Annotated in this window: 17 protein-coding genes; 7 read left to right on the top strand and 10 right to left on the bottom strand. The window is 69.4% G+C overall.

Translation table 11 applies throughout. The features are described 5' to 3' along the window. Window positions 1-555 precede the first annotated feature (555 nt). Window positions 556-780, top strand: coding sequence for a hypothetical protein (locus ACQPZQ_RS23875; RefSeq protein WP_433284166.1), 225 nt, complete (start codon window positions 556-558; stop codon window positions 778-780). 64 nt (window positions 781-844) lie between these two features. Here the strand turns inward: ACQPZQ_RS23875 and hisB are convergent, their stop codons facing one another. From hisB to ACQPZQ_RS23855, 4 genes are all read right to left on the bottom strand, one after another. Beyond that, window positions 845-1,447 carry an imidazoleglycerol-phosphate dehydratase HisB gene (gene hisB / locus ACQPZQ_RS23870; protein WP_433284164.1) on the bottom strand — a complete coding sequence of 201 codons (603 nt, stop codon included), beginning with the start codon at window positions 1,445-1,447 and terminating at the stop codon, window positions 845-847. Continuing rightward, the gene (locus ACQPZQ_RS23865; RefSeq protein ID WP_433284162.1) at window positions 1,444-2,574 is read right to left on the bottom strand and encodes a histidinol-phosphate transaminase; all 1,131 of its coding nucleotides are present in this window, start codon (window positions 2,572-2,574) and stop codon (window positions 1,444-1,446) included. The genes hisB and ACQPZQ_RS23865 overlap by 4 nt, the downstream gene beginning before the upstream one ends. Further along, window positions 2,571-3,890, bottom strand: coding sequence for a histidinol dehydrogenase (hisD, locus tag ACQPZQ_RS23860; protein ID WP_433284160.1), 1,320 nt, complete (start codon window positions 3,888-3,890; stop codon window positions 2,571-2,573). The genes ACQPZQ_RS23865 and hisD overlap by 4 nt, the downstream gene beginning before the upstream one ends. 145 nt (window positions 3,891-4,035) lie before the next feature. Continuing rightward, window positions 4,036-4,815 (bottom strand): SDR family NAD(P)-dependent oxidoreductase, encoded by a 780-nt coding sequence (locus ACQPZQ_RS23855; RefSeq protein ID WP_433284158.1) that lies wholly within the window; start codon window positions 4,813-4,815, stop codon window positions 4,036-4,038. Window positions 4,816-5,182: 367 nt separating this feature from the next. On the opposite strand from ACQPZQ_RS23855, the gene ACQPZQ_RS23850 reads away from it, so the two are divergent. From ACQPZQ_RS23850 to ACQPZQ_RS23840, 3 genes are all read left to right on the top strand, one after another. After that, window positions 5,183-5,740 carry a thermonuclease family protein gene (locus tag ACQPZQ_RS23850; protein WP_433284156.1) on the top strand — a complete coding sequence of 186 codons (558 nt, stop codon included), beginning with the start codon at window positions 5,183-5,185 and terminating at the stop codon, window positions 5,738-5,740. A gap of 90 nt (window positions 5,741-5,830) precedes the next feature. Beyond that, on the top strand, window positions 5,831-6,823 hold the full coding sequence (locus tag ACQPZQ_RS23845) for an Acg family FMN-binding oxidoreductase (RefSeq protein ID WP_433284154.1): 993 nt from the start codon (window positions 5,831-5,833) through the stop codon (window positions 6,821-6,823). A 153-nt stretch (window positions 6,824-6,976) separates the two neighbouring features. Then, a complete protein-coding gene (locus tag ACQPZQ_RS23840) occupies window positions 6,977-7,900 on the top strand; it encodes a universal stress protein (protein WP_433284152.1) in 924 nt (307 codons plus the stop codon). Between the two features lie 117 nt (window positions 7,901-8,017). Here the strand turns inward: ACQPZQ_RS23840 and ACQPZQ_RS23835 are convergent, their stop codons facing one another. After that, the gene (locus ACQPZQ_RS23835) at window positions 8,018-9,544 is read right to left on the bottom strand and encodes an AAA family ATPase (protein WP_433284150.1); all 1,527 of its coding nucleotides are present in this window, start codon (window positions 9,542-9,544) and stop codon (window positions 8,018-8,020) included. Between the two features lie 183 nt (window positions 9,545-9,727). Further along, window positions 9,728-10,198 carry a CBS domain-containing protein gene (locus ACQPZQ_RS23830; protein WP_433284148.1) on the bottom strand — a complete coding sequence of 157 codons (471 nt, stop codon included), beginning with the start codon at window positions 10,196-10,198 and terminating at the stop codon, window positions 9,728-9,730. A gap of 577 nt (window positions 10,199-10,775) precedes the next feature. Between ACQPZQ_RS23830 and ACQPZQ_RS23825 the strand changes: the two genes are divergently transcribed. After that, the gene (locus tag ACQPZQ_RS23825; RefSeq protein ID WP_433284147.1) at window positions 10,776-11,303 is read left to right on the top strand and encodes an Rv1733c family protein; all 528 of its coding nucleotides are present in this window, start codon (window positions 10,776-10,778) and stop codon (window positions 11,301-11,303) included. Window positions 11,304-11,311: 8 nt separating this feature from the next. On the opposite strand, the gene ACQPZQ_RS23820 is transcribed toward ACQPZQ_RS23825, so the two are convergent. Together ACQPZQ_RS23820 and ACQPZQ_RS23815 are read right to left on the bottom strand one after the other, a co-directional pair. Beyond that, window positions 11,312-11,782 (bottom strand): universal stress protein, encoded by a 471-nt coding sequence (locus ACQPZQ_RS23820; RefSeq protein WP_433284145.1) that lies wholly within the window; start codon window positions 11,780-11,782, stop codon window positions 11,312-11,314. A 221-nt stretch (window positions 11,783-12,003) separates the two neighbouring features. Next, complete coding sequence (locus ACQPZQ_RS23815) at window positions 12,004-12,270, bottom strand: DUF3040 domain-containing protein (protein ID WP_433284143.1); 267 nt, start codon at window positions 12,268-12,270, stop codon at window positions 12,004-12,006. Between the two features lie 329 nt (window positions 12,271-12,599). Here ACQPZQ_RS23815 and ACQPZQ_RS23810 point away from each other — a divergent pair, with 329 nt between their 5' ends. Further along, window positions 12,600-13,763, top strand: coding sequence for a site-2 protease family protein (locus tag ACQPZQ_RS23810; protein WP_433284142.1), 1,164 nt, complete (start codon window positions 12,600-12,602; stop codon window positions 13,761-13,763). Between the two features lie 64 nt (window positions 13,764-13,827). Here ACQPZQ_RS23810 and ACQPZQ_RS23805 read toward each other — a convergent pair whose 3' ends face one another. Further along, window positions 13,828-14,598 carry an inositol monophosphatase family protein gene (locus tag ACQPZQ_RS23805; RefSeq protein ID WP_433299325.1) on the bottom strand — a complete coding sequence of 257 codons (771 nt, stop codon included), beginning with the start codon at window positions 14,596-14,598 and terminating at the stop codon, window positions 13,828-13,830. A 500-nt stretch (window positions 14,599-15,098) separates the two neighbouring features. Here ACQPZQ_RS23805 and ACQPZQ_RS23800 point away from each other — a divergent pair, with 500 nt between their 5' ends. Beyond that, on the top strand, window positions 15,099-16,088 hold the full coding sequence (locus ACQPZQ_RS23800; RefSeq protein ID WP_433284140.1) for a potassium channel family protein: 990 nt from the start codon (window positions 15,099-15,101) through the stop codon (window positions 16,086-16,088). 115 nt (window positions 16,089-16,203) lie between these two features. On the opposite strand, the gene ACQPZQ_RS23795 is transcribed toward ACQPZQ_RS23800, so the two are convergent. Further along, window positions 16,204-17,376: a class I tRNA ligase family protein gene (locus ACQPZQ_RS23795; protein ID WP_433284138.1), complete on the bottom strand. Its 1,173-nt coding sequence runs from the start codon at window positions 17,374-17,376 to the stop codon at window positions 16,204-16,206. Window positions 17,377-17,460 lie beyond the last annotated feature (84 nt).

The following is a 17,460-nucleotide window of genomic DNA, read 5'->3' as shown; positions in this document are numbered from 1 at the left end:
TGGCCGGTGCTAGACGCTCGACGCACGGCGGAAGGATCGAGCGGGTCAATGATCTGGTCGCCGGCCCCCACCGGCTGACGAAGATCGTCTCGTGCATCGTCTCCCCCCAAATGATGTGCCTGTTGTCGGTTTGCCGATGGCCACCGCAGTCCATTGGTCCTTCTTAAGGCGGTCTTTGGTTCGCCGTGGACGAGCGGCATGAGGTCGCGCGGCCTCGCTGGCGTCGATTCGGCGTCGTCGTCGCTGACGAGTGGATCAGGATCGGTGGAAACCCGCATCGCTTCCCACCGGCGACGTTTTCATCGCCTTTGTAGGCGGCGTCTGTCCGCCCTATCCTGTTCAGGGTAACCGGAGCTGAGTACGTGCTGCCAGTAGTTGTGGCGGGACGCTCATCATCCCCCTGATGACACATTAACATGCTCACTCTTCCTTCGTTGCCGTGCAAGTCGTACAGGGATTTAGCGGCGTTGGTTTGCGGAGAATAAGGGCCGAATGGCCGAGTAGGGCAAGCCGCACGGGTGGCGCGCCGGCGCAGAAAGTAAGGACAAGGACAATGTGCGGCAAAAGATCGTTCTTGACAGTTCGCGGCCTTCGGTCGGGGATGCGATGCGGCGCGTGATTCAAATGACCAAGCGACTGTTTTGCTTTCAGTCGCTCGGTGCGGACGGTGCCGAGTCGATCGAGGGGCTCGGTGAGCCGACCGGCCGCGCGTCTGTACCGGCTTCATCACCCGTAACTGCGCCACCGGACATGCTGGTGATCGAGCGGGAGCCGGCCTGACCAGTGCTCCGGACCGTCGGCCCGGCGGACCAGGACAACCCGGTGCTGGTCGGCGACGCGGCTGTCAGAGAGTGCCCTTGGTGGACGCGATCCCGGTGATGCGGGTGTCCGGCTCGACGGCCGCGCGTAGGGCGCGGGCGACGGCCTTGAACTCGGCCTCTGTGATGTGGTGCGGGTCGCGGCCGTCCAGTACGCGGACGTGCAGGGCTAGGTGGCCGTGGAAGGCGAGGGATTCGAAGACGTGGCGGTTGAGGACTGTGGGGTAGTGGCCTCCGACGACGAAGCCTTGCATGACGTCGGGTTCGCCGGTGTGCACGGTGTAGGGGCGGCCGGAGACGTCGATGACGGCGTGGGCGAGGGCTTCGTCCATGGGGATCCAGGCGTCGCCGAAGCGGCGGATGCCTTTCTTGTCGCCCAGGGCTTGGCGGATGGCTTGTCCGAGGACGATCGCGACGTCTTCGACGGTGTGGTGGGCATCCAGCTCCACGTCACCTTCGGCTTGCACCGTCAGGTCGAACGCGCCGTGTTTGCCGAGGGCGTCGAGCATGTGGTCGAAGAACGGCACTCCGGTGGTGACCTCGGTGGTGCCGGTTCCGTCGAGGTCGATCTCGACGAGGACCTTGGATTCTTTGGTGACTCGCTCGACGCGGCCGATCCTGCTGGTCATGTGTGTAACTCCCGCTCCACCACGTCCGCTGCGACCTGCAGGAACGTGTCGTTCTCCTCCGGTGTGCCGATCGTGACGCGCAACCGCTGCGCGATCCCGACATCGCGGATCAACACACCGCGGTCGAGGAACGCCCGCCAGGCCCGGGGGGCGTCGGCGAAACGGCCGAACAGTACGAAGTTGGCATCGCTGGGCACCACGTCGTACCCGATGGAGGCGAGATCCGCCACCACGCGATCACGCTCGGCGCGCAACAGCGCCACCGAACCGAGCGTGGCATCGGCGTGCCGCAACGCAGCACGCGCCGCGGCCTGGGTGAGGGAGGAGAGGTGATACGGCAGCCGGACGAGCTGCAGCGCGTCGACCACCGCCGGTGCGGCGGCGAGGTAGCCGAGCCGGCCGCCGGCGAAGGCGAAGGCCTTGCTCATCGTGCGGGAGACGATCAGCTTGCGCCCGTGGGTGGGCAACAGGGTGATCGCGCTGGGACGGTCGGAGAACTCGGCATAGGCCTCGTCGACCACCACCACCCCGGGGGCCGCGTCGATCAACGCAGCCAGCTCGGCGGGCTCCAACGACTGGCCCGTGGGGTTGTTCGGGCTGGTCAGAAACGTGATGTCCGGGGCGCGCTCACGCAGCACCGCCACCGCCGCGTCGACGTCGACCGCGAAGTCGGCGCGCCGCGGCGCCGGGAGCCACTCGGTGCGCGTGCCCGCCGCGATGATCGGGTGCATCGAGTACGACGGCTCGAACCCCACCGCCGTGCGCCCGGGCCCACCGAAGGTCTGCATGATCTGCTGCAGGATCTCGTTGGAACCGTTGGCGGCCCACAGGTTGGCCATGCCGAGCGTCACACCGCTGGCGCCGGTGAGGTAGGCGGCGAGGTCGGTGCGCAGCGCCTCGGCGTTGCGGTCCGGGTAGCGGTGCAGATCGACCGCAGCCGCATGGACGGCCTGTGTGACGTCCGCGACGAGCTCGGGCGGCGGCGGGTAGGGGTTCTCGTTGGTGTTGAGCCGCACCGCCACATCCAGCTGCGGCGCACCGTAGGGACTGCGGCCACGCAGGTCGTCACGAAGAGGCAGGTCGTCGAGGGTGACCTCGCCGCCCACTGCCGAGAGAAAACACGTCACTGGCCGAACCTCGCTGTGACCGCCTGGCCGTGCGCCGGCAGATCCTCGGCGGCGGCGAGCGTCACGACCTGGTCGGCCACGTCCCGCAGCGCCTCCTGGCTGTAGTCGACGATGTGTACGCCACGCAGGAACGTCTGCACCGACAGCCCCGCGGAATGACGCGCACACCCGCCCGTGGGCAGCACGTGGTTGGAGCCCGCGCAGTAGTCACCCAGCGACACCGGCGCATACGGGCCGACGAAGATCGCGCCCGCATTGCGCACCCGCAACGCAACGGCGCGCGCGTCCTCGGTCTGGATCTCCAAGTGCTCAGCGGCATACGCATCGACGACGCTGACGCCATCGGCCAGGTCGGACACCAGCACCGCCCCGGACTGCGGCCCGGTCAACGCCGTGCGGATCCGCTCGGTGTGTTTGGTCTGCGGCACCTGGCGCCCCAGCTCGGCGTCGACGGCGTCGATGAGCTCGGGTGAGGTGGTGACCAGCACTGAGGCGGCGTTGGGGTCGTGTTCGGCTTGGCTGATCAGGTCGGCGGCCACGTGGACGGGGTCGGCGGTGGCATCGGCGAGGACGGCGATCTCTGTGGGGCCGGCTTCGGCGTCGATCCCGATGTGCCCGCGCAGCAGGCGTTTGGCGGCGGTGACGTAGATGTTGCCCGGCCCGGTGACCATGTCCACCGGTGCGAGTTCGCCGCCGTCGGTGTCGGTGCCGCCGAAGGCCAGCAGCGCCACCGCCTGCGCACCTCCGACCGCCCAGACTTCCTCGACCCCCAGCAACGCCGCCGCGGCGAGGATCGTGGGGTGGGGCAGCCCGCCGTGCTCGGCCTGCGGCGGGGAGGCCACCACCAGCGACTCGACCCCCGCGGTTTGGGCGGGGACGACGTTCATGACCACGCTGGACGGGTAGACCGCCAGCCCGCCCGGCGCGTAGAGGCCCACCCGCCCTACGGGCACGAACCGTTCGGTGACGGTGCCGCCCGCCACCACGTCGGTGACGATGTCGGGGCGGCGCTGATCGGCGTGCACCGCACGGGCCCGCGCGATCGAGGTCTCCAACGCCGCCCGCACCGACGGGTCGAGCGCGGCGAGTGCACCGGTGAGGGTCTGCGCGGGCACCCGGATCCCGGCTGGGCGGACCTTCTCGAACTGCTCGGCGAACTCCAGAGCGGCCTGGGCCCCCCGCTGCCGCACCGCGTCGACGATCGGGCGGACTCGATGCAGCACCGTGTCCACATCCACCTCGGCACGTGGCAACAGCCCACGCAGATCGGCGGTGCGGGGTAGGGGCGCGGCGCGCAGGTCGAGTCGGCGGAGCATGGGCTCCCCGGACGGGCGAATCATCATATTCTTCGACAATGTAGAACTCCCATCTCGACCTGGTAAAACGAAGTTTCAGCTTCGGTGGGGGAACGTCCCGATCTTGTCGGCGCAGCTCACGGGGCGGAATCGGGCAATTTCAGATTCATGCCGACCGCCCGCCGTCGATGACGACGGCTGAACCGGTGATGTAGGCGGCCTCGTTCGAGGCCAGGAAGGCGATGGTCGCGGCGATCTCGTCGGGCTCGGCGACGCGGCCGAGCGGGATGTGCGCCAGGATCTCCGACAGTGTGGCGGGGTCCGCGAGAGACGGCTCGGTCATCGGGGTGCGGACGTAGCCGGGACACACGGCGTTGACCCGGATCCGCCGGTCGGCGAGGTCCAGTGCCAGGCTCCGCGCCAGGAGCACGGCGCCTCCCTTGGACGTGTTGTAGTCCGCGAAGCTCCGCTCCGTCTGGAACGCGTTGACGCTGGCCATGAGCACGACCGACCCACCCTCCGCATCCGCGCTCATGGCCCGGGCGGCCGATTGGGTCGCCAGCAGCAGGCCCCGGACGTTGACGTCGAGGACCCGCATGAACGCGTCCGGGTCCAGGTCGAGCGCGTCCTTACCCTCGCCGTCGATGCCCGCCGCGGCGACCAGGACGTCCAGGCGCCGGCCGATGCGCGCGGCCGTGGCGACCGCCGCATCCATCGCCGCCGGGTCCGTGACGTCGGCCGCCTCGCCCTCCACGGTCACGCCGGGCGGCGCCGCCGCCCGTGCCGCCTCGATCGCCGAGGCGACCTTGCAAGGGTCGCGGCCCACCAGGAACACGCCGGCGCCCTCCGCGGCCAGTCGGCATGCAGCAGCCAGCCCGATGCCCGAGGACCCACCCGTCACCAGCGCCGTCCGTCCCAGAAATCGCCGTCCGTCCCTCAGTTCCATCGCGGCGGACCGGTGTAGGGCGAATGCTTCTTGGTCATCATTGCTCCCAATTGTTCCCGGGGGCGACCTGGGTCACCGGCACCTACTGAAGACGATGTGGAGGCCTGCGTCTGTGACAGCCGGCTGCGGTTTCGTGGGCGCAGAGGGAGTGGTTTGCGTCATACGACGACCGGGTTCGGGAGCACTGAATTTCCGGTTCGCCGAATACGAGGGAATTCTGGACAGTCAGTTTCTCATCGGGCCGGCGCAACGGATCCGGCCACCGGGGACATGAAGGAGACAGTCCCGCTCCTGCAACGAACAGCGCCGGCATCCGAGATGGACCCGGCCGCTGCAACGTTTCGGTCGCGATCAGCGAGCCGTGGGTATGAGCCGCCGCCTTGGCCTCGCCCTGGTCGTGTCGGTCGCACTGGTGTCCGGCGCGGTCGGAGCGGTTGCCGCCCCGCCTGGCGGCGGCGTGGCGCTGGGCGGGGCGGTCTTCGCCGCGCCGGCGTCCACGCGAACCGAGGTGGCGGGGAAGGTGATCTTCATCGCCGACGGTGACACGGTGCACGTCAGAGACGCGCTCGGCTCAAGGGTGAAGGTGCGAGTCCTCGGGATCAACAGCCCGGAGGACCGCAATCCGCAACTGCCGGCGCAGTGTTGGGGACCGGAAGCCACTCAGTTCGCCCGGACCACGCTGCTGAACAAGCAGGTCACCGTCGTCAGTGACCCCACACAAGACGCTTTCGACCGTTACGGGCGCGTCCTGGGCTACGTGTACTTGGCTGACGGCTCCAACTACTCCGTCCTCGCCGCGAGAGCGGGCGCCGCCCGTACCTACGTTTTTCACCGCCGACCGGTGACCGAGTACCCAGCCATTGCCGCCGCCGAGGCCGAAGCCCGCGCCGCAGGCCGCGGCCTGTGGGGTGCCTGCCCAGCCTGACAGCAACTGGGAAGGGGCAGCAGCTCGGCCCGGGTGTGCCGGGACTTTAGGCCTTAGTTCGATCATCGCGAGATGCGGCACTGTACGCCCATGAGTACGCAGATGAGGACCTCTGCGGGCCTCTGGGGCGCCTTGCAGAGAGCGCAGCGGGCGCCGTCTGTTCACAACACCCAACCCTGGCGGTGGCGTCTTACCGACGTCGGTGTCGAGTTGTACGCCGATCGCACCCGCCACCTCGTCGATACCGACCCCGACCAGCGCGACCTGATCATCAGCTGTGGAGCCGCGCTGCACCACCTCCGCGTCGCCCTCGCCGCGGCAGGCCTCGCGGCAAGCGTCGGCCGCCTGCCCAACCCGGACAACAGCGACCACCTGGCGACGATTCATCTCCGGCCTGGATCACCCGAGCCCGCGGACACCGAGCTCGCACGGGCGATCGAGCTCCGCCATACCGACCGGCGCCGGTTCAGCGCCCAGCCGGTCCCCGCGAGCATCATCGCGGACCTCGCGGCCAATGCGACGGCCAACGGAACGGTGCTTCACTCCGTCACCGACGACGCCTCGCGACGACAGCTGATCGCCGTGCTCGTGGAGGCCGCGTCCCAGCAGCGCCACATCCCCGGCTACAGCGCAGAGCTCACGATCTGGACACGGCGCTACACCGACGCACGCGACGGCGTGCCCCCGGAATCTCGTCCCGCCACGGGTGCACAGCCCATGGGGGTGGGTCTGCGCCCATTCCCTCCGGGACGGCTTACCAGCCCCGCATATCCGAGTGAGCCCGATCAGGACGGCTCGACGCTGCTGGTACTCACCACCGCCGAGGACAGCATGTGCGACCGGTTGCGTGCCGGCGAGGCGACCAGCGCGGTCCTGCTCGCGGCCACCCGTCACCGGCTGGCCACAACCCCGCTCAGCCATGCCCTCGAGGTCCCCCATACCCGCCGACAGCTGGCGTCCCGTGTCCTGCGAATGCCTCGTGCTGTGCCGCAGCTCGTCATCCGCATCGGATGGGCCACAAGCGGGCTCACGCTGGTACCCACCCCGCGCCGGCCACTGGAGTCCGTGCTGCTGCGCCACTGACCCTCTCCTCGGCTCGGGGCAGGTTCGCAGTGGTGTCCCCGAGGCCCTTCGGCATGGGGGCCCCGGACCCCCTGGCCCTGTCCGGTTACCGCGCCTCCCGCCAGCCTTGACGAGGGCTGCCGCAGCAGCGCAGCCCGGACGGAGGGAAGCGTGATGGACGGTCACGCGACGGAGGCAACCACCCGAGACACGCGTCCCGTCGTCGTCGGAGTGGACCGGTCGGACTCGGCGCGGGACGCCACCGAGTGGGCTGCCGACCTCGCTGCGGTGTGGGGCGTTCCGCTGCGGCTGGTGCACGTCGTTCCCGGTACCCCGGACGACGGACCCACCCCGCCGACGCCGCCCTGGTTGGCAGAGCTGGCACGATGCGCCGAGCGGGTCGGGGCGGACGTCGGCCTCGCGGGGGTGGTGTCGGGAGCGACTGTGCAGATGGTCGCGGACGAGGCATCCCGAGCTCGGCTGCTCGTTCTGGGCAGCTACGGCGAGGGGGCATGGACGGGCATGCTCGCGGGTTCGGTCGCGCATGGTCTGATCGGCGGCGTCCCGTGTCCGGTTGTCGTCGTGCGTGGTCCCGCTCCGCAGGTGCCGCCGCCGCGGAGTGGCCCTGTCGTGGCGGGTGTGGACGGCTCCGCCGCCGGGCACGCTGCGCTGATGCTCGGCGCAGATCTCGCGGAATCACTGGGTGCGCGGCTCGTCGCTGTGCACACCTGGGCGGACATCGTGCCCGGCCCGCACGAAGGTGCTCCTCAGAGCCGGGAAGACAAGAGCGTTCTGGCTGAGGAAGGCGCGCACCTGCTCGACACCGAGCTCGACATCGTTGCAGCGGCCCACCCGGCGCTACCGGTCGAACGGATCCTGGCCGAGGACACGGCGCTGCGCGCGTTGATGCACCACGCTTCCTCGGCCCGGATGCTGGCTGTGGGGTATCGGGGCCGTCACGAGGTCAGCGAGATGACGCCCGGTTCGACGAGTGGCGGGCTCGTCGAATTTGCTCCGTGCCCGGTTGTGGTCGCAAAACCCGATTCCGTCGGTGATGAAGGCCGGGCGGCACGGACCTCCGCGACGGTGGCCGAGTGAAGACCGGTACGAGAACCGCGGACATCGACCTGCTGGTGGCCCCATGGGCTGTGGTCGCGGGTCTCGTCATCGGCCCTGCTGCGGCCGCCGCCACACGTCTCGGCTGCGTGTTCGCACTCAGACGCCGCTGGAGCGCATGTTCTCGCCGGCTCGGCGAGCGCCTGGGTCGATGCCGCGCCACACCCCCTCGGCGAGATGGAGGGACTCTGCGATCGGCTGGGAGGTCGCGATCGTGACAGCCTCGGGCCACGGGTCGGCATCCTCGCTCATCGCCGCGGCTATGGGCAGGTTTGCGTCCGACGCGCTGCCGACGCGGCGCGCGATGCGCTCCGCCGCCAACTCGGGCGGGGTTTCGCAGCGGAGCTGAATGATGCGGCTGTGGGTGCGTCGGGCCAGTTCGTCGGCGTGCTGTCGGTACGGCCGCGAGGTCCAGGAGGCGTCGAGCACCACCGATTCACCCTGCGTGAGCAGGCTTTCGGCCCGGCGCAGGAGCTCGGCGTAGAGCTTGTCGGTGCGCTCGGGGGAGTAGATGCCCTGCAGGTAGCCGGCGGTGGCATGCGTGGTGGGATTGATGCCGGCGAGTTCCTTCCGGATGCGATCGCTGGAGAGGACCGCGGCGCCGAAGCGGTCGGCGAGCCCACCGGCGAGTGTGGTCTTGCCGGTGCCGGGCAGGCCCCCGACCAGCACCAGACGCACCTCGCCTTCGCACAGGTGGCGCAGCGTGATGGCGGTGTGTTGCTCTGCCTCCTCGGCGGCGCTCGGGTCGCCCTGGGTGTGCCGGATCCAGGACACCTTCGCCCGGACGAGGGCGCGGTAGGCGATGTAGTGGTGGCGCAGCGAGACGGGCGCCGGGTCTCCGGAGAACTCGATGTAGGCGCGGAGGAAGCGGTGGGCGAGGTCGGGGCAGCCGAGGCGTTCGAGGTCCATCGCGAGGAAGCTCACGTCATCGAGAGCGTCGACGAAGCGCAGCCGGTCGTCGAACTCGAGGCAGTCGAGCACCCGTGGACCGTCATCGAGGAAGAACACGTCCGCCGCGATGAGGTCGCCGTGACCGTCGAGGATGCGGTCGTCGCTGACGCGGTCGGCGAACAGGGGGCCGCGTCCGTCGAGGAACCGCAGGGCGAGGTCCTCGATCGCGTCGATCGTCCGGGCGACCGGCCCGTGCACGGCCCGTAGCTCTGCGATGTTCGCCGTCCACCGGGCACGCAGTGCGTCGCGCCCGCCCTCGGCAGCGATCTGGGGGCCGCGGTCGGCGTGCGAGTGGAAGACGGCCACCAGACGGGCGAGTCCGCGCAGGTCGTCCTCGACGTCGGCACCGGCCCGCGCCAGGGCGGCGAGGCTGCGCTCGGCCGGCATCCGGCGCATCACCAGTGCGTGCTCGGCCGGGATGCCGTCGGGAGACGATCCGGTGGGGGAGAGTGCGGAGACGTGCACAAGGCCGAGATAGACGTCCGGTGCCATGCGGCGGTTGAGATCGAGCTCGCGCTGTAGTGCGGCCAATCGGCGTTGCGGGGTGGTGAAGTCGAGGAACGGAGTGCAGATGGCCTTCTTGATCTTGTACGCCCGGTCTCCCACGAGCACGACGAGCCCGGCGTGGGTCTCATGCACCGCGGCGGCCGGCGCACCTGCGGTCTCGTCCGGCATCGAGGTCTCCTTCGTCCGGGGCGCTCGTACGCCACGGTCACTCACGAAGCGCGTCCACCGGCAGGGACTGTGAGCCTCGAGATCAGAGCCGTGTGTCCTTGACAGCACAGAGATACCTCTGCTCGCTTCATCGCCGCGGCTGGCCGCGAGAGGGCCGAGTAGCCCCCAGCGCCGGTGCAGCCGTCACGATGGAGGCCTGCTCTGCTGATCGGCGGCGGATGTGAATGCAGCAAGCGAGCGGACGAGGTCCGTCGCCGTGACGATGCCGACGAGTCGGTCCTCGTCCATGACCAGCACGGCGTCCACGTGTTCGGTCTGCATCCGAAGGGCGGCGTCGTAGCGTCGTGCCGTGGTCGGCAGCGGTTCGGTCGGCCGCGTCAGGTCCTCGACGTGCAATGCCGCACGCGACATGGGCGAATCACCTCCGCTCGAGACGAAGCGGGCGACGTCCACCTCGTGCACGATGCCTCGGCACCGGTCACCGTCGAGCACCGGCAGGTGACGCACGCCGGTGGTCGCCATCAGGCGTAACGCGGTCGACAAGGGAGCGTCCGGGGTGATCCCGACCACCCGGGTGATCATCAACCGGGCGATCGGTGGGTCCTCGTCGACCGTCTCCGGTGGTGCCGCCAGGTGTTGTGGGCCAGTGGTCATGGCGGAGTCCTCCGTTTGGGTCGGGCTCGAGCATCGACCGTTCGAACCCCACGCGGAACAGGCTTGAGACCCTGTCGGCCTTGGCCGGAGGTCACTCCGTCCCGAGAGAACCGGGCGCCACCATGCTCAGCCGGCGTTCGTTCCCCCGGATGGTCTCTGCGCGTAGCCCGGCGAGCAGGGTGTGCCCGTGGTGGCGCGAACGAGCGGACATCACGGCGCCGACAGGGCCGAGAGTCCCTGGTCCACCGGGCCAATCGGCTGGGTCATCGGCACTGAAGACCTCGCGACGAAGGCCGGGAGCCACTGCCGCAGTCCTCCGTCGCCGGGACATCCTCGATGCAGACAATCGGGGGAGGCAAGGTGGGTGCGCAGCGCCATGGCCGCGCATGGTGCTCGTCGGGGTCGACGGCTCGGAGACCGCGCTGGATGCGGAGCGCTGGGGAGCCGCCGAGCAGAGGGACCTGCTTGAGGCTGCGCGCGACGACTTCACCGGTTGCCGACCGGGCTGGTCGGATGCGACGAGGGAGAGGCGGTTCCTGTGCCCAACGAGCAGAAGCGCCACGTGGGAAACACCGAAATGCCCCGTCGAATCACAGATCTCGTCGAGGACGCCGTCACGTGGATGTTGATCGCCGCGGCGCTGCTCCTCCTCGTCGCAGCCATGGTCGCCGGCGTGATCGCTCATGGACGGTTGGCCGAGCGTGCACTGGCCGAGGGACAGGAACGGACCAGGGTGACTGCCACTGTGCTCGAGACGTCGCCGCTGTTCGTCTCCGATTCCGGATACCACCCGCGGGTCGCCGTAGAGGCGACGTGGGTGGGTCTGGGCGGTGAGCATCGGACCGGTCGTGTTCCGGCAACGGCTGGAACACCTGTGGGCTCCGAGGTGGCGGTGTGGCTGGACCACAACGGCACCGTCGTGGAACCGCCCCCGACCGGCTTCGAAGTTGTTGCCGCCGGGGTCCTGACCGGTGTCGGCGTCCTGCTCTTGGGCGGGTCCGTGCTCGCCCTCATCTGGGTGAGGGTGAAACGAGCGATCAACGCGGCCAACGCCCGCCATTGGGACCGTGAGTGGGACGATATCGGTCCGAAGTGGACGCGATAGGTAGGTACCTATTCGTTTTTTGCCTGCTTGGTGCTGTGCACGACCGTGACCGGGCAGGCCGAGTGCAGTGCACAGGAAAGGCTGACCGAACCGAGCAGCATGCTTGTGAACCCGCCGTGTCCACGGCTGCCGACGACGAGCAGGTCGGCGTTCTCGGCGGCCTGCAACAGCGCTTGCGCGGCGCCCCCGGCGACGGCCCTCACGATCACCGGTGGCGGCTGTGTGAGCTCGTCCTTCATCTGCTCGATCATCTCGTGGACGATGCCCTCGGCATCCCTGCGCACGCCCTCCTGGATCTCGTCGAAGGGAATTGCAGGCGGCCCATAGAGCGGTACCCAGTAATCCGGGGGCGCGAAGGAGGCGACCACCTCGACCGTGGCCCCCCTGCGCACCGCGTCACGAAGGGCGTACGCGAGGGCTGCGCGGCTGTCCGGTGATCCGTCCACGCCGACGGTGATGTGACAGTGATCGTGTTCCATGGTCGCATCTCCTCCCGAGCGTCGATTCCCGAACTGCGCCGAGGTCCGGCATCAGGGGTATGCGACGGCGTGGACCGCGGGCGCAGGTCCCGAACCACTCGCCGCACGGGCCTGAGACTGCCGTGGCTCGGCCGGTCTGCGTGAAGCGATCGCCGGCCCCCGAGTGATCGCCTGCCCAGTAGTCCGCTGAGCGTTGTGGTTGCGCCTCATGCGATGTGGGCTCATGCGGCCGAGCGTCGGGTGCACAGGAACAGCCAGACGGCCACGCTCAGTATCGCCAGGCCGAAGAGGACGAGCGCGCCCGACCCGGCGGCGATTCCCGTCAGCACGCAGAGGAGACAGAGGAATGCCATCGCGATCGCGACCGGCCGCCGCCAGCGTCGCCGCGGTGAGGACAGATGTGCGAGCTGCTCCGCGAGCTGCGGGTCCTCCAGGCAGAGTTGGCGTTCGATCTCGCTGAGCCGACGCTCCTCTTCACGGTTCATCATCCTGGCCCTCCTCACGGCTCAGAAGAGCACGCCGGCTGCTTCGGCTCGCCACCTTGACCAGGTGATTTCGGGCGGCGCTGTCTCCATCCCCGAGGGCCGGAGTTCGTGGAGCGACCGGCATCGCGTGCGCAGCTCGACCAGGTCGTCGAGGTGGGCCTGGTGTACGCGTTCGGCCCGACGAGCCGCGCGGACGGACGCAATCCGTTCGGTTTCAGGTCAAGCGTCCTGTCAGGCGGCGCCCTTCCGGCCCTGCCGATCTGGCCGGCCGCGGCTGGACCATCGTGCGAGCGGCCGTCCGTCGGATGAGCAGGTGCAGAGCGGGAGGCGCAATGCGGGCAACGGTGTCGTTCGGGCGTATCTGTGGGATCCGTGTCGGCGCCCACTGGTCGGCGCTCGTCGGCGTCATGATTCTCGGCGACTTGCTGGCGGTGACGGTGCTGCCGGTGCTGGTGCCGGGCAGGGTGCCGGCGGCGTATCTGCTTGCCGGCGCGGTGGCGGCCGTGGTGCTCGTGCTCTCGTTGCTGGCGCACGAACTCGCTCACGCGCTCGTCGCGCGCCGCGCCGGCCTCGGCGTCCGGCGGATCACGCTGTGGCTACTCGGCGGGGTCTCCGAGCTGGAGCAGCAACCGGCCCGGGCCGCCGCCGAGATTCGCATCGCTCTGGTCGGCCCGTTGACCAGCCTCGCGCTGGCCGGGCTCTTCGCTGGTGTGGCACGAGCGACCACGTGGCTCGGAGCACCGGCTCTGATCGGCGCGGTCCTGTCCTGGCTCGCAACGGTGAACGTCATGCTCGGTGTGTTCAACATGCTCCCCGGGAGTCCGCTGGACGGGGGCCGTGTGCTCCACGGGGTGATCTGGTGGGCCACCGGTGATCGTGAGCGCGCCACCAGGGCTGCGGGCGGCGCCGGCCAGATCCTGGGTGGCGTGCTCGCCGGACTGGGGATCTTCCTGGTGCTCAAGGGCCGTTCGGATGGGCTCTGGCTCCTGTTGGTCGGTGGGTTCCTCGGGTTCGCAGCCGGTGCAGAGCGCGTCCACGGCGTACTCGCCGAGCGCCTCCAGGGCCTGACGGCCGCTGATGTGATGTCGAGAGAACCTGCGCTGGCCGAAGGCTGGTGGACGGTACAGGCCCTCATCGACCGGCTGCTCACCCCGGACAGCCCCCGGTATCGCGTGTTCCCCGTGATCGATTTCTCCGGGCGGCCCGTCGGCGTCCTGCGCCTCACCGATCTCGCTGGGGTTGATCCGGCGTCCCGATTCACCACAACCGTCCAGGCCGTTGCCCGGCCGCTGCCGTCCGAGCACAGGCTCGACGTGGAAACCCCGCTGGAGCGAGTGCTGGAGCGGCCGATCGCGCCGGGCCGCGACGTGCTCGTCGTCGAGCAGGGCGGCCGCGTCGTCGGTGTCATCACCTCGTCCGATCTCCAGCGGATCGTCGAGCTGCAAGCGCTGCGGCGCGGCTCCGGGCCGACGGCGTCACGGGATGGGGCAGGCTAGCGGGCGTCAGGGACGTGCGGGCGAGTCCGAGTGCGTTCCGTTGTTCATGGGCTCGGTCGAGTCGTCAACCGAGTGCCTCTCGCACCACGCTCAGCACCTCATCAGCGAGTTCGGGGTGACAGATGAGCAGGTCGGGGAGGAAGGGCTCGGGCTGATTGAAGCGCAGGGGGCTTCCGTCCATCCGTGATGCGTGCAGACCACAGGCCATCGCGAGAGCTACCGGGGCTGCGGCGTCCCATTCGTGCATGCCGCCTGCGTGGATGTAGATGTCGGCCTCGCCGGTGACGACGGCCGCGGTCTTCGCCGCGGCACTGCCGAGCGACCTCAGTTCGGCGCGAAGCTGTTCGGCCACCACCGCGGCGAACACCGGGGGCCGAGTTCGGCTCACGACGATGAGCGGCCATTGCGCGCGGGTGGGAAGGCGCGGGGGCTGTGAGGTGCTGAGGGTGTCTCCGACGCTGGGGACCGCCACGGCTCCGACGACAGGGACACCGTCGACGACGAGTGCGACGTTGACCCCCCAGTCGTCCCGCCCCTCTGCGAACTCGCGCGTCCCATCGAGGGGGTCGACGATCCACACGCGCCTTGACGCGAGCCTCGTCGTCGGGTCCTCTGCCTCCTCGGACAGGACAGGATCGTCCGGGTGACGGACAGCGAGCTGCTGCAGGATCAGGTCGTTGGCGGATCGGTCCGCTATGAGCTGCAGTTCGTCCTGGCGACAGGTGGCATCGAGCAGGTCGACCTGGAGATCGAGAAGCATTTCGCCGGCAGCGGTGGCGATCTCGGTTGCATCTCTGTGGTCCTGGGGAGTCGCCGTCCCTGGGTCATGCCTCATCACGGGGTGCCTCGTCAGGTCGCAAGGAACGGACACCGAGATGGCCGTCCGTAGGACGCTTGCCCCAGTTCCGCCACCGGGACACCGCCGATCGGGCCCATATGTCCGATTCGTGCGGTCATCGTGTGCGGCCGGTACGGCCGAAAGACCCGGGAGGACGGAGTCAGGGGCCTCAGGAACAGCGACCTCGGGTGGTTGTCGTCGTAACGCCGACGTGCCAGGTTCGAGCATCTCCCGCGTGGTCAGCCAGAAACCCTGGAGGTGTGATGCCCGGCAACCGTGGCGCTCCCTCCGCAGAGCGGTTGCGCCCGAACGCCCGCGCCGGGCTTCTGCTGGGCGAGTTGCCGAAATGGCGTTCCGGAGAGGCTCGCGGAGCAGCACGTGGACGCCCGATCGGGTTCCCGCCCAACCATCTGGCGCCGGCATCGGGGTCTTAGGACTCCTCGGTGGACGGCAGGCGGCCGGAGATCCGGAGACGATCAGGCACACAGGACGCAGGCATGGGTCGCCTGCGTCGGATCCGGCTGGCGCTGCTGGCGCTCTGCGGAGTGCTCGTGGTGGGGACAACCGGGTATGTCCTGCTCGGCTTCGGAGTGCTCGACGCGGCTTACCAGACAGTGACCACGGTCAGCACCGTCGGTTTCCGTGAGGTGCACCCGCTGGGGCCTGCCGGCCAGGTGTTCACGATCGTGCTGATCCTGACCGGTGTGGGGACTGCTCTTTACACCTTCGGGGTATTGCTCGAAGTGCTCATCGAGGGCGACCTGCGGGCCCACGTGGGAAGGCGGCGGATGGATCGCGCGATCAGCAGGATGACGGGCCACACCATCGTCTGTGGCTGGGGGCGCGTGGGGGTGTCGAGCACCCAGTACCTCGGCGGCACCGGGCAGGAGATCGTGGTCATCGACCGCGATCCGGCGCGGCTGAATGGTGTTCGGCATCCGAGCGTGCTGGGCGATGTCACGGATGACCAAGTACTCGTCGCGGCCGGGATCGCTCATGCTCGCGCGCTGATCGCCGCAGTGGACACCGATGCCGACAATGTCTACGTGACGCTCTCGGCCCGTTCCCTGCGTCCCGACCTGATCATCATCGCTCGTGCTCGGGGCGGCTCCTCGACAGCGACGCTCCTGCGGGCAGGTGCGGACCACGTGGTCAACCCGCAGCTGATCGGAGGCCGCAGGATGGCGGCATTCGCGCTGCAGCCGCATGTCGCCGACTTCCTCGACGTCGTCATGCACGACGAAACGCTCGACTACCGTCTCGAACAGATCGACATCGGACCGGGTTCAGCATTCGTGGGGCGATCCGTCGACGATGCCGCGATCCAGGACCGGACCGGGGCGCTGCTCCTTGCACTGCGTCGTCCGGCCGGTCCGTTTCTGGCCAACCCAGCGGCGGACGCACCCATCGAGTCCGGCTCGGTGCTCATCGTGCTGGGCACCGCCGACCAGCTCGCCGCTGTACGGTCGCACGCCGGCGGAATCTGAGAGCCCGATCGGGCGGCCGATGCCACGTCGGAATCAGGGGCCGACGTCGCCGCGGCCAGAGGTCGCCGGGCGCTGCCCCCGTCCCTGTGGTCTGCCGATGGTCGGTCTGGGGGTGCTACTGCAGCGCGAGCGTGCGGATGACCTGGCGGGCGGCGTCCCCGCCTGCCTCGACCGCGATCCGGACGGCGGTGGGCACGTCGAGATCGTCGAGAAGGGCGGCGCGTACGCCAGTGACCGCAGCCGCGGAGGTACCGCGACTGCCGGCCGCTGTGTACAGATCCTCCAGCAGCCGTGACGCGTCCTGGAGCGCGTTCGGCTGATAGTCCCATGCCTCGTTCCACCGCCTGTCCAGCAGCATGAGACGCACGGCTGCACCCGATGCGTCACGCAACAGATCGCTGATCATCACGAGGTTCCCCGTGGATTTGGCCATCTTGAGTCCGCCGAGGCCGACCGTTCCCACCCGGACCTCTCGCCTCGCGAACGGGGTGACGCCCATGGCGGCCCGAGCCAACGCAACTTGGTACGCGTGGTGCGGGAAGGCCAGGTCGGCGCCCCCGATGAGCACATCCACCACGCCGCCGAGCGTGGCGAGCGCCATCGCTGCACACTCCGCATGCCAGCCCGGGCGCCCGGGTCCCCACGGGCTCGGCCACGCCGGGTCGCCGCTGGCGGCGGGATGCCAGACGGCAACGTCGAACGGGTCGTCCCGCAGCTCATCGTCCGGCCGGTCCCCGTACTCCGACGACAGCGCCAACGCCTCGTCCCTCGGCAAGCCCACCGCGCTCGGCACGTCGGCGCCGCGGAAGAACACGTGCCCGTCGCGTTCGTACGCCGCACCAGCCGCCAGTAGCGCCGATGACAACCTGACCACGTGCTCGATGTGATGGCGTGCGTGCGGCGTGTGCGTCGGGGCCCGGACGTGGAGCGCACGCATGTCCCGGTCGAAGTAGTACTCCTGCATGAGGCCGAACTCGTCGTAGGGGCGACCCCGTTCGGCGGCCGTGCGCGTCAACACGTCGTCCACGTCGGTGACGTTGCGCGTGAGAACAGTGTCGACGCCCGTCATACGGACCACCCGCGCGACCACATCGGCCCACACGAACGTCGAAGCGTGGCCCAGATGCGTCACGTCATAAGGAGTGATACCGCAGACGTAGATCCGGGCAGGAATCGTCAGCGGCAACGGCGCACCCGCCAGTCTCAGCACGTCGAGCGGACTCGCCCGGCCGCGCGAGCCCGGGACGCCGTAGCCCGAGCCACCCGCAAGATCCACCGATCCCGCCATCGCCCCATCGTGGCACGGCGCATCCAGATCGACGACCCGGCACGTTCGGCTTCGGCCATCGTGACGTGTGCGGTCCCGCCGTGC

The sequence above is a fragment of the Pseudonocardia sp. CA-142604 genome, from assembly GCF_050948475.1.
GTDB classification, from domain to species: domain Bacteria; phylum Actinomycetota; class Actinomycetes; order Mycobacteriales; family Pseudonocardiaceae; genus Pseudonocardia; species Pseudonocardia alaniniphila.
The sequence above is the reverse complement of the archived record's forward strand: the minus strand, read 5'-3'. Positions and strand labels throughout refer to the sequence as shown.

Excerpts from the sequence above, each read along its gene's own strand:
- ACQPZQ_RS23820 (WP_433284145.1), bottom strand. The coding sequence starts at position 11,782 with ATGGAACACGATCACTGTCACATCACCGTCGGCGTGGACGGATCACCG.
- ACQPZQ_RS23835 (WP_433284150.1), bottom strand. The coding sequence starts at position 9,544 with ATGCCGGACGAGACCGCAGGTGCGCCGGCCGCCGCGGTGCATGAGACC.
- ACQPZQ_RS23855 (WP_433284158.1), bottom strand. The coding sequence starts at position 4,815 with ATGGAACTGAGGGACGGACGGCGATTTCTGGGACGGACGGCGCTGGTG.
- ACQPZQ_RS23825 (WP_433284147.1), top strand. The coding sequence starts at position 10,776 with ATGCCCCGTCGAATCACAGATCTCGTCGAGGACGCCGTCACGTGGATG.
- ACQPZQ_RS23800 (WP_433284140.1), top strand. The coding sequence starts at position 15,099 with ATGGGTCGCCTGCGTCGGATCCGGCTGGCGCTGCTGGCGCTCTGCGGA.
- ACQPZQ_RS23850 (WP_433284156.1), top strand. The coding sequence starts at position 5,183 with ATGAGCCGCCGCCTTGGCCTCGCCCTGGTCGTGTCGGTCGCACTGGTG.
- hisB (WP_433284164.1), bottom strand. The coding sequence starts at position 1,447 with ATGACCAGCAGGATCGGCCGCGTCGAGCGAGTCACCAAAGAATCCAAG.
- ACQPZQ_RS23815 (WP_433284143.1), bottom strand. The coding sequence starts at position 12,270 with ATGATGAACCGTGAAGAGGAGCGTCGGCTCAGCGAGATCGAACGCCAA.
- ACQPZQ_RS23810 (WP_433284142.1), top strand. The coding sequence starts at position 12,600 with ATGCGGGCAACGGTGTCGTTCGGGCGTATCTGTGGGATCCGTGTCGGC.
- ACQPZQ_RS23830 (WP_433284148.1), bottom strand. The coding sequence starts at position 10,198 with ATGACCACTGGCCCACAACACCTGGCGGCACCACCGGAGACGGTCGAC.
- hisD (WP_433284160.1), bottom strand. The coding sequence starts at position 3,890 with ATGCTCCGCCGACTCGACCTGCGCGCCGCGCCCCTACCCCGCACCGCC.
- ACQPZQ_RS23840 (WP_433284152.1), top strand. The coding sequence starts at position 6,977 with ATGGACGGTCACGCGACGGAGGCAACCACCCGAGACACGCGTCCCGTC.
- ACQPZQ_RS23795 (WP_433284138.1), bottom strand. The coding sequence starts at position 17,376 with ATGGCGGGATCGGTGGATCTTGCGGGTGGCTCGGGCTACGGCGTCCCG.
- ACQPZQ_RS23805 (WP_433299325.1), bottom strand. The coding sequence starts at position 14,598 with ATGAGGCATGACCCAGGGACGGCGACTCCCCAGGACCACAGAGATGCA.
- ACQPZQ_RS23845 (WP_433284154.1), top strand. The coding sequence starts at position 5,831 with ATGAGTACGCAGATGAGGACCTCTGCGGGCCTCTGGGGCGCCTTGCAG.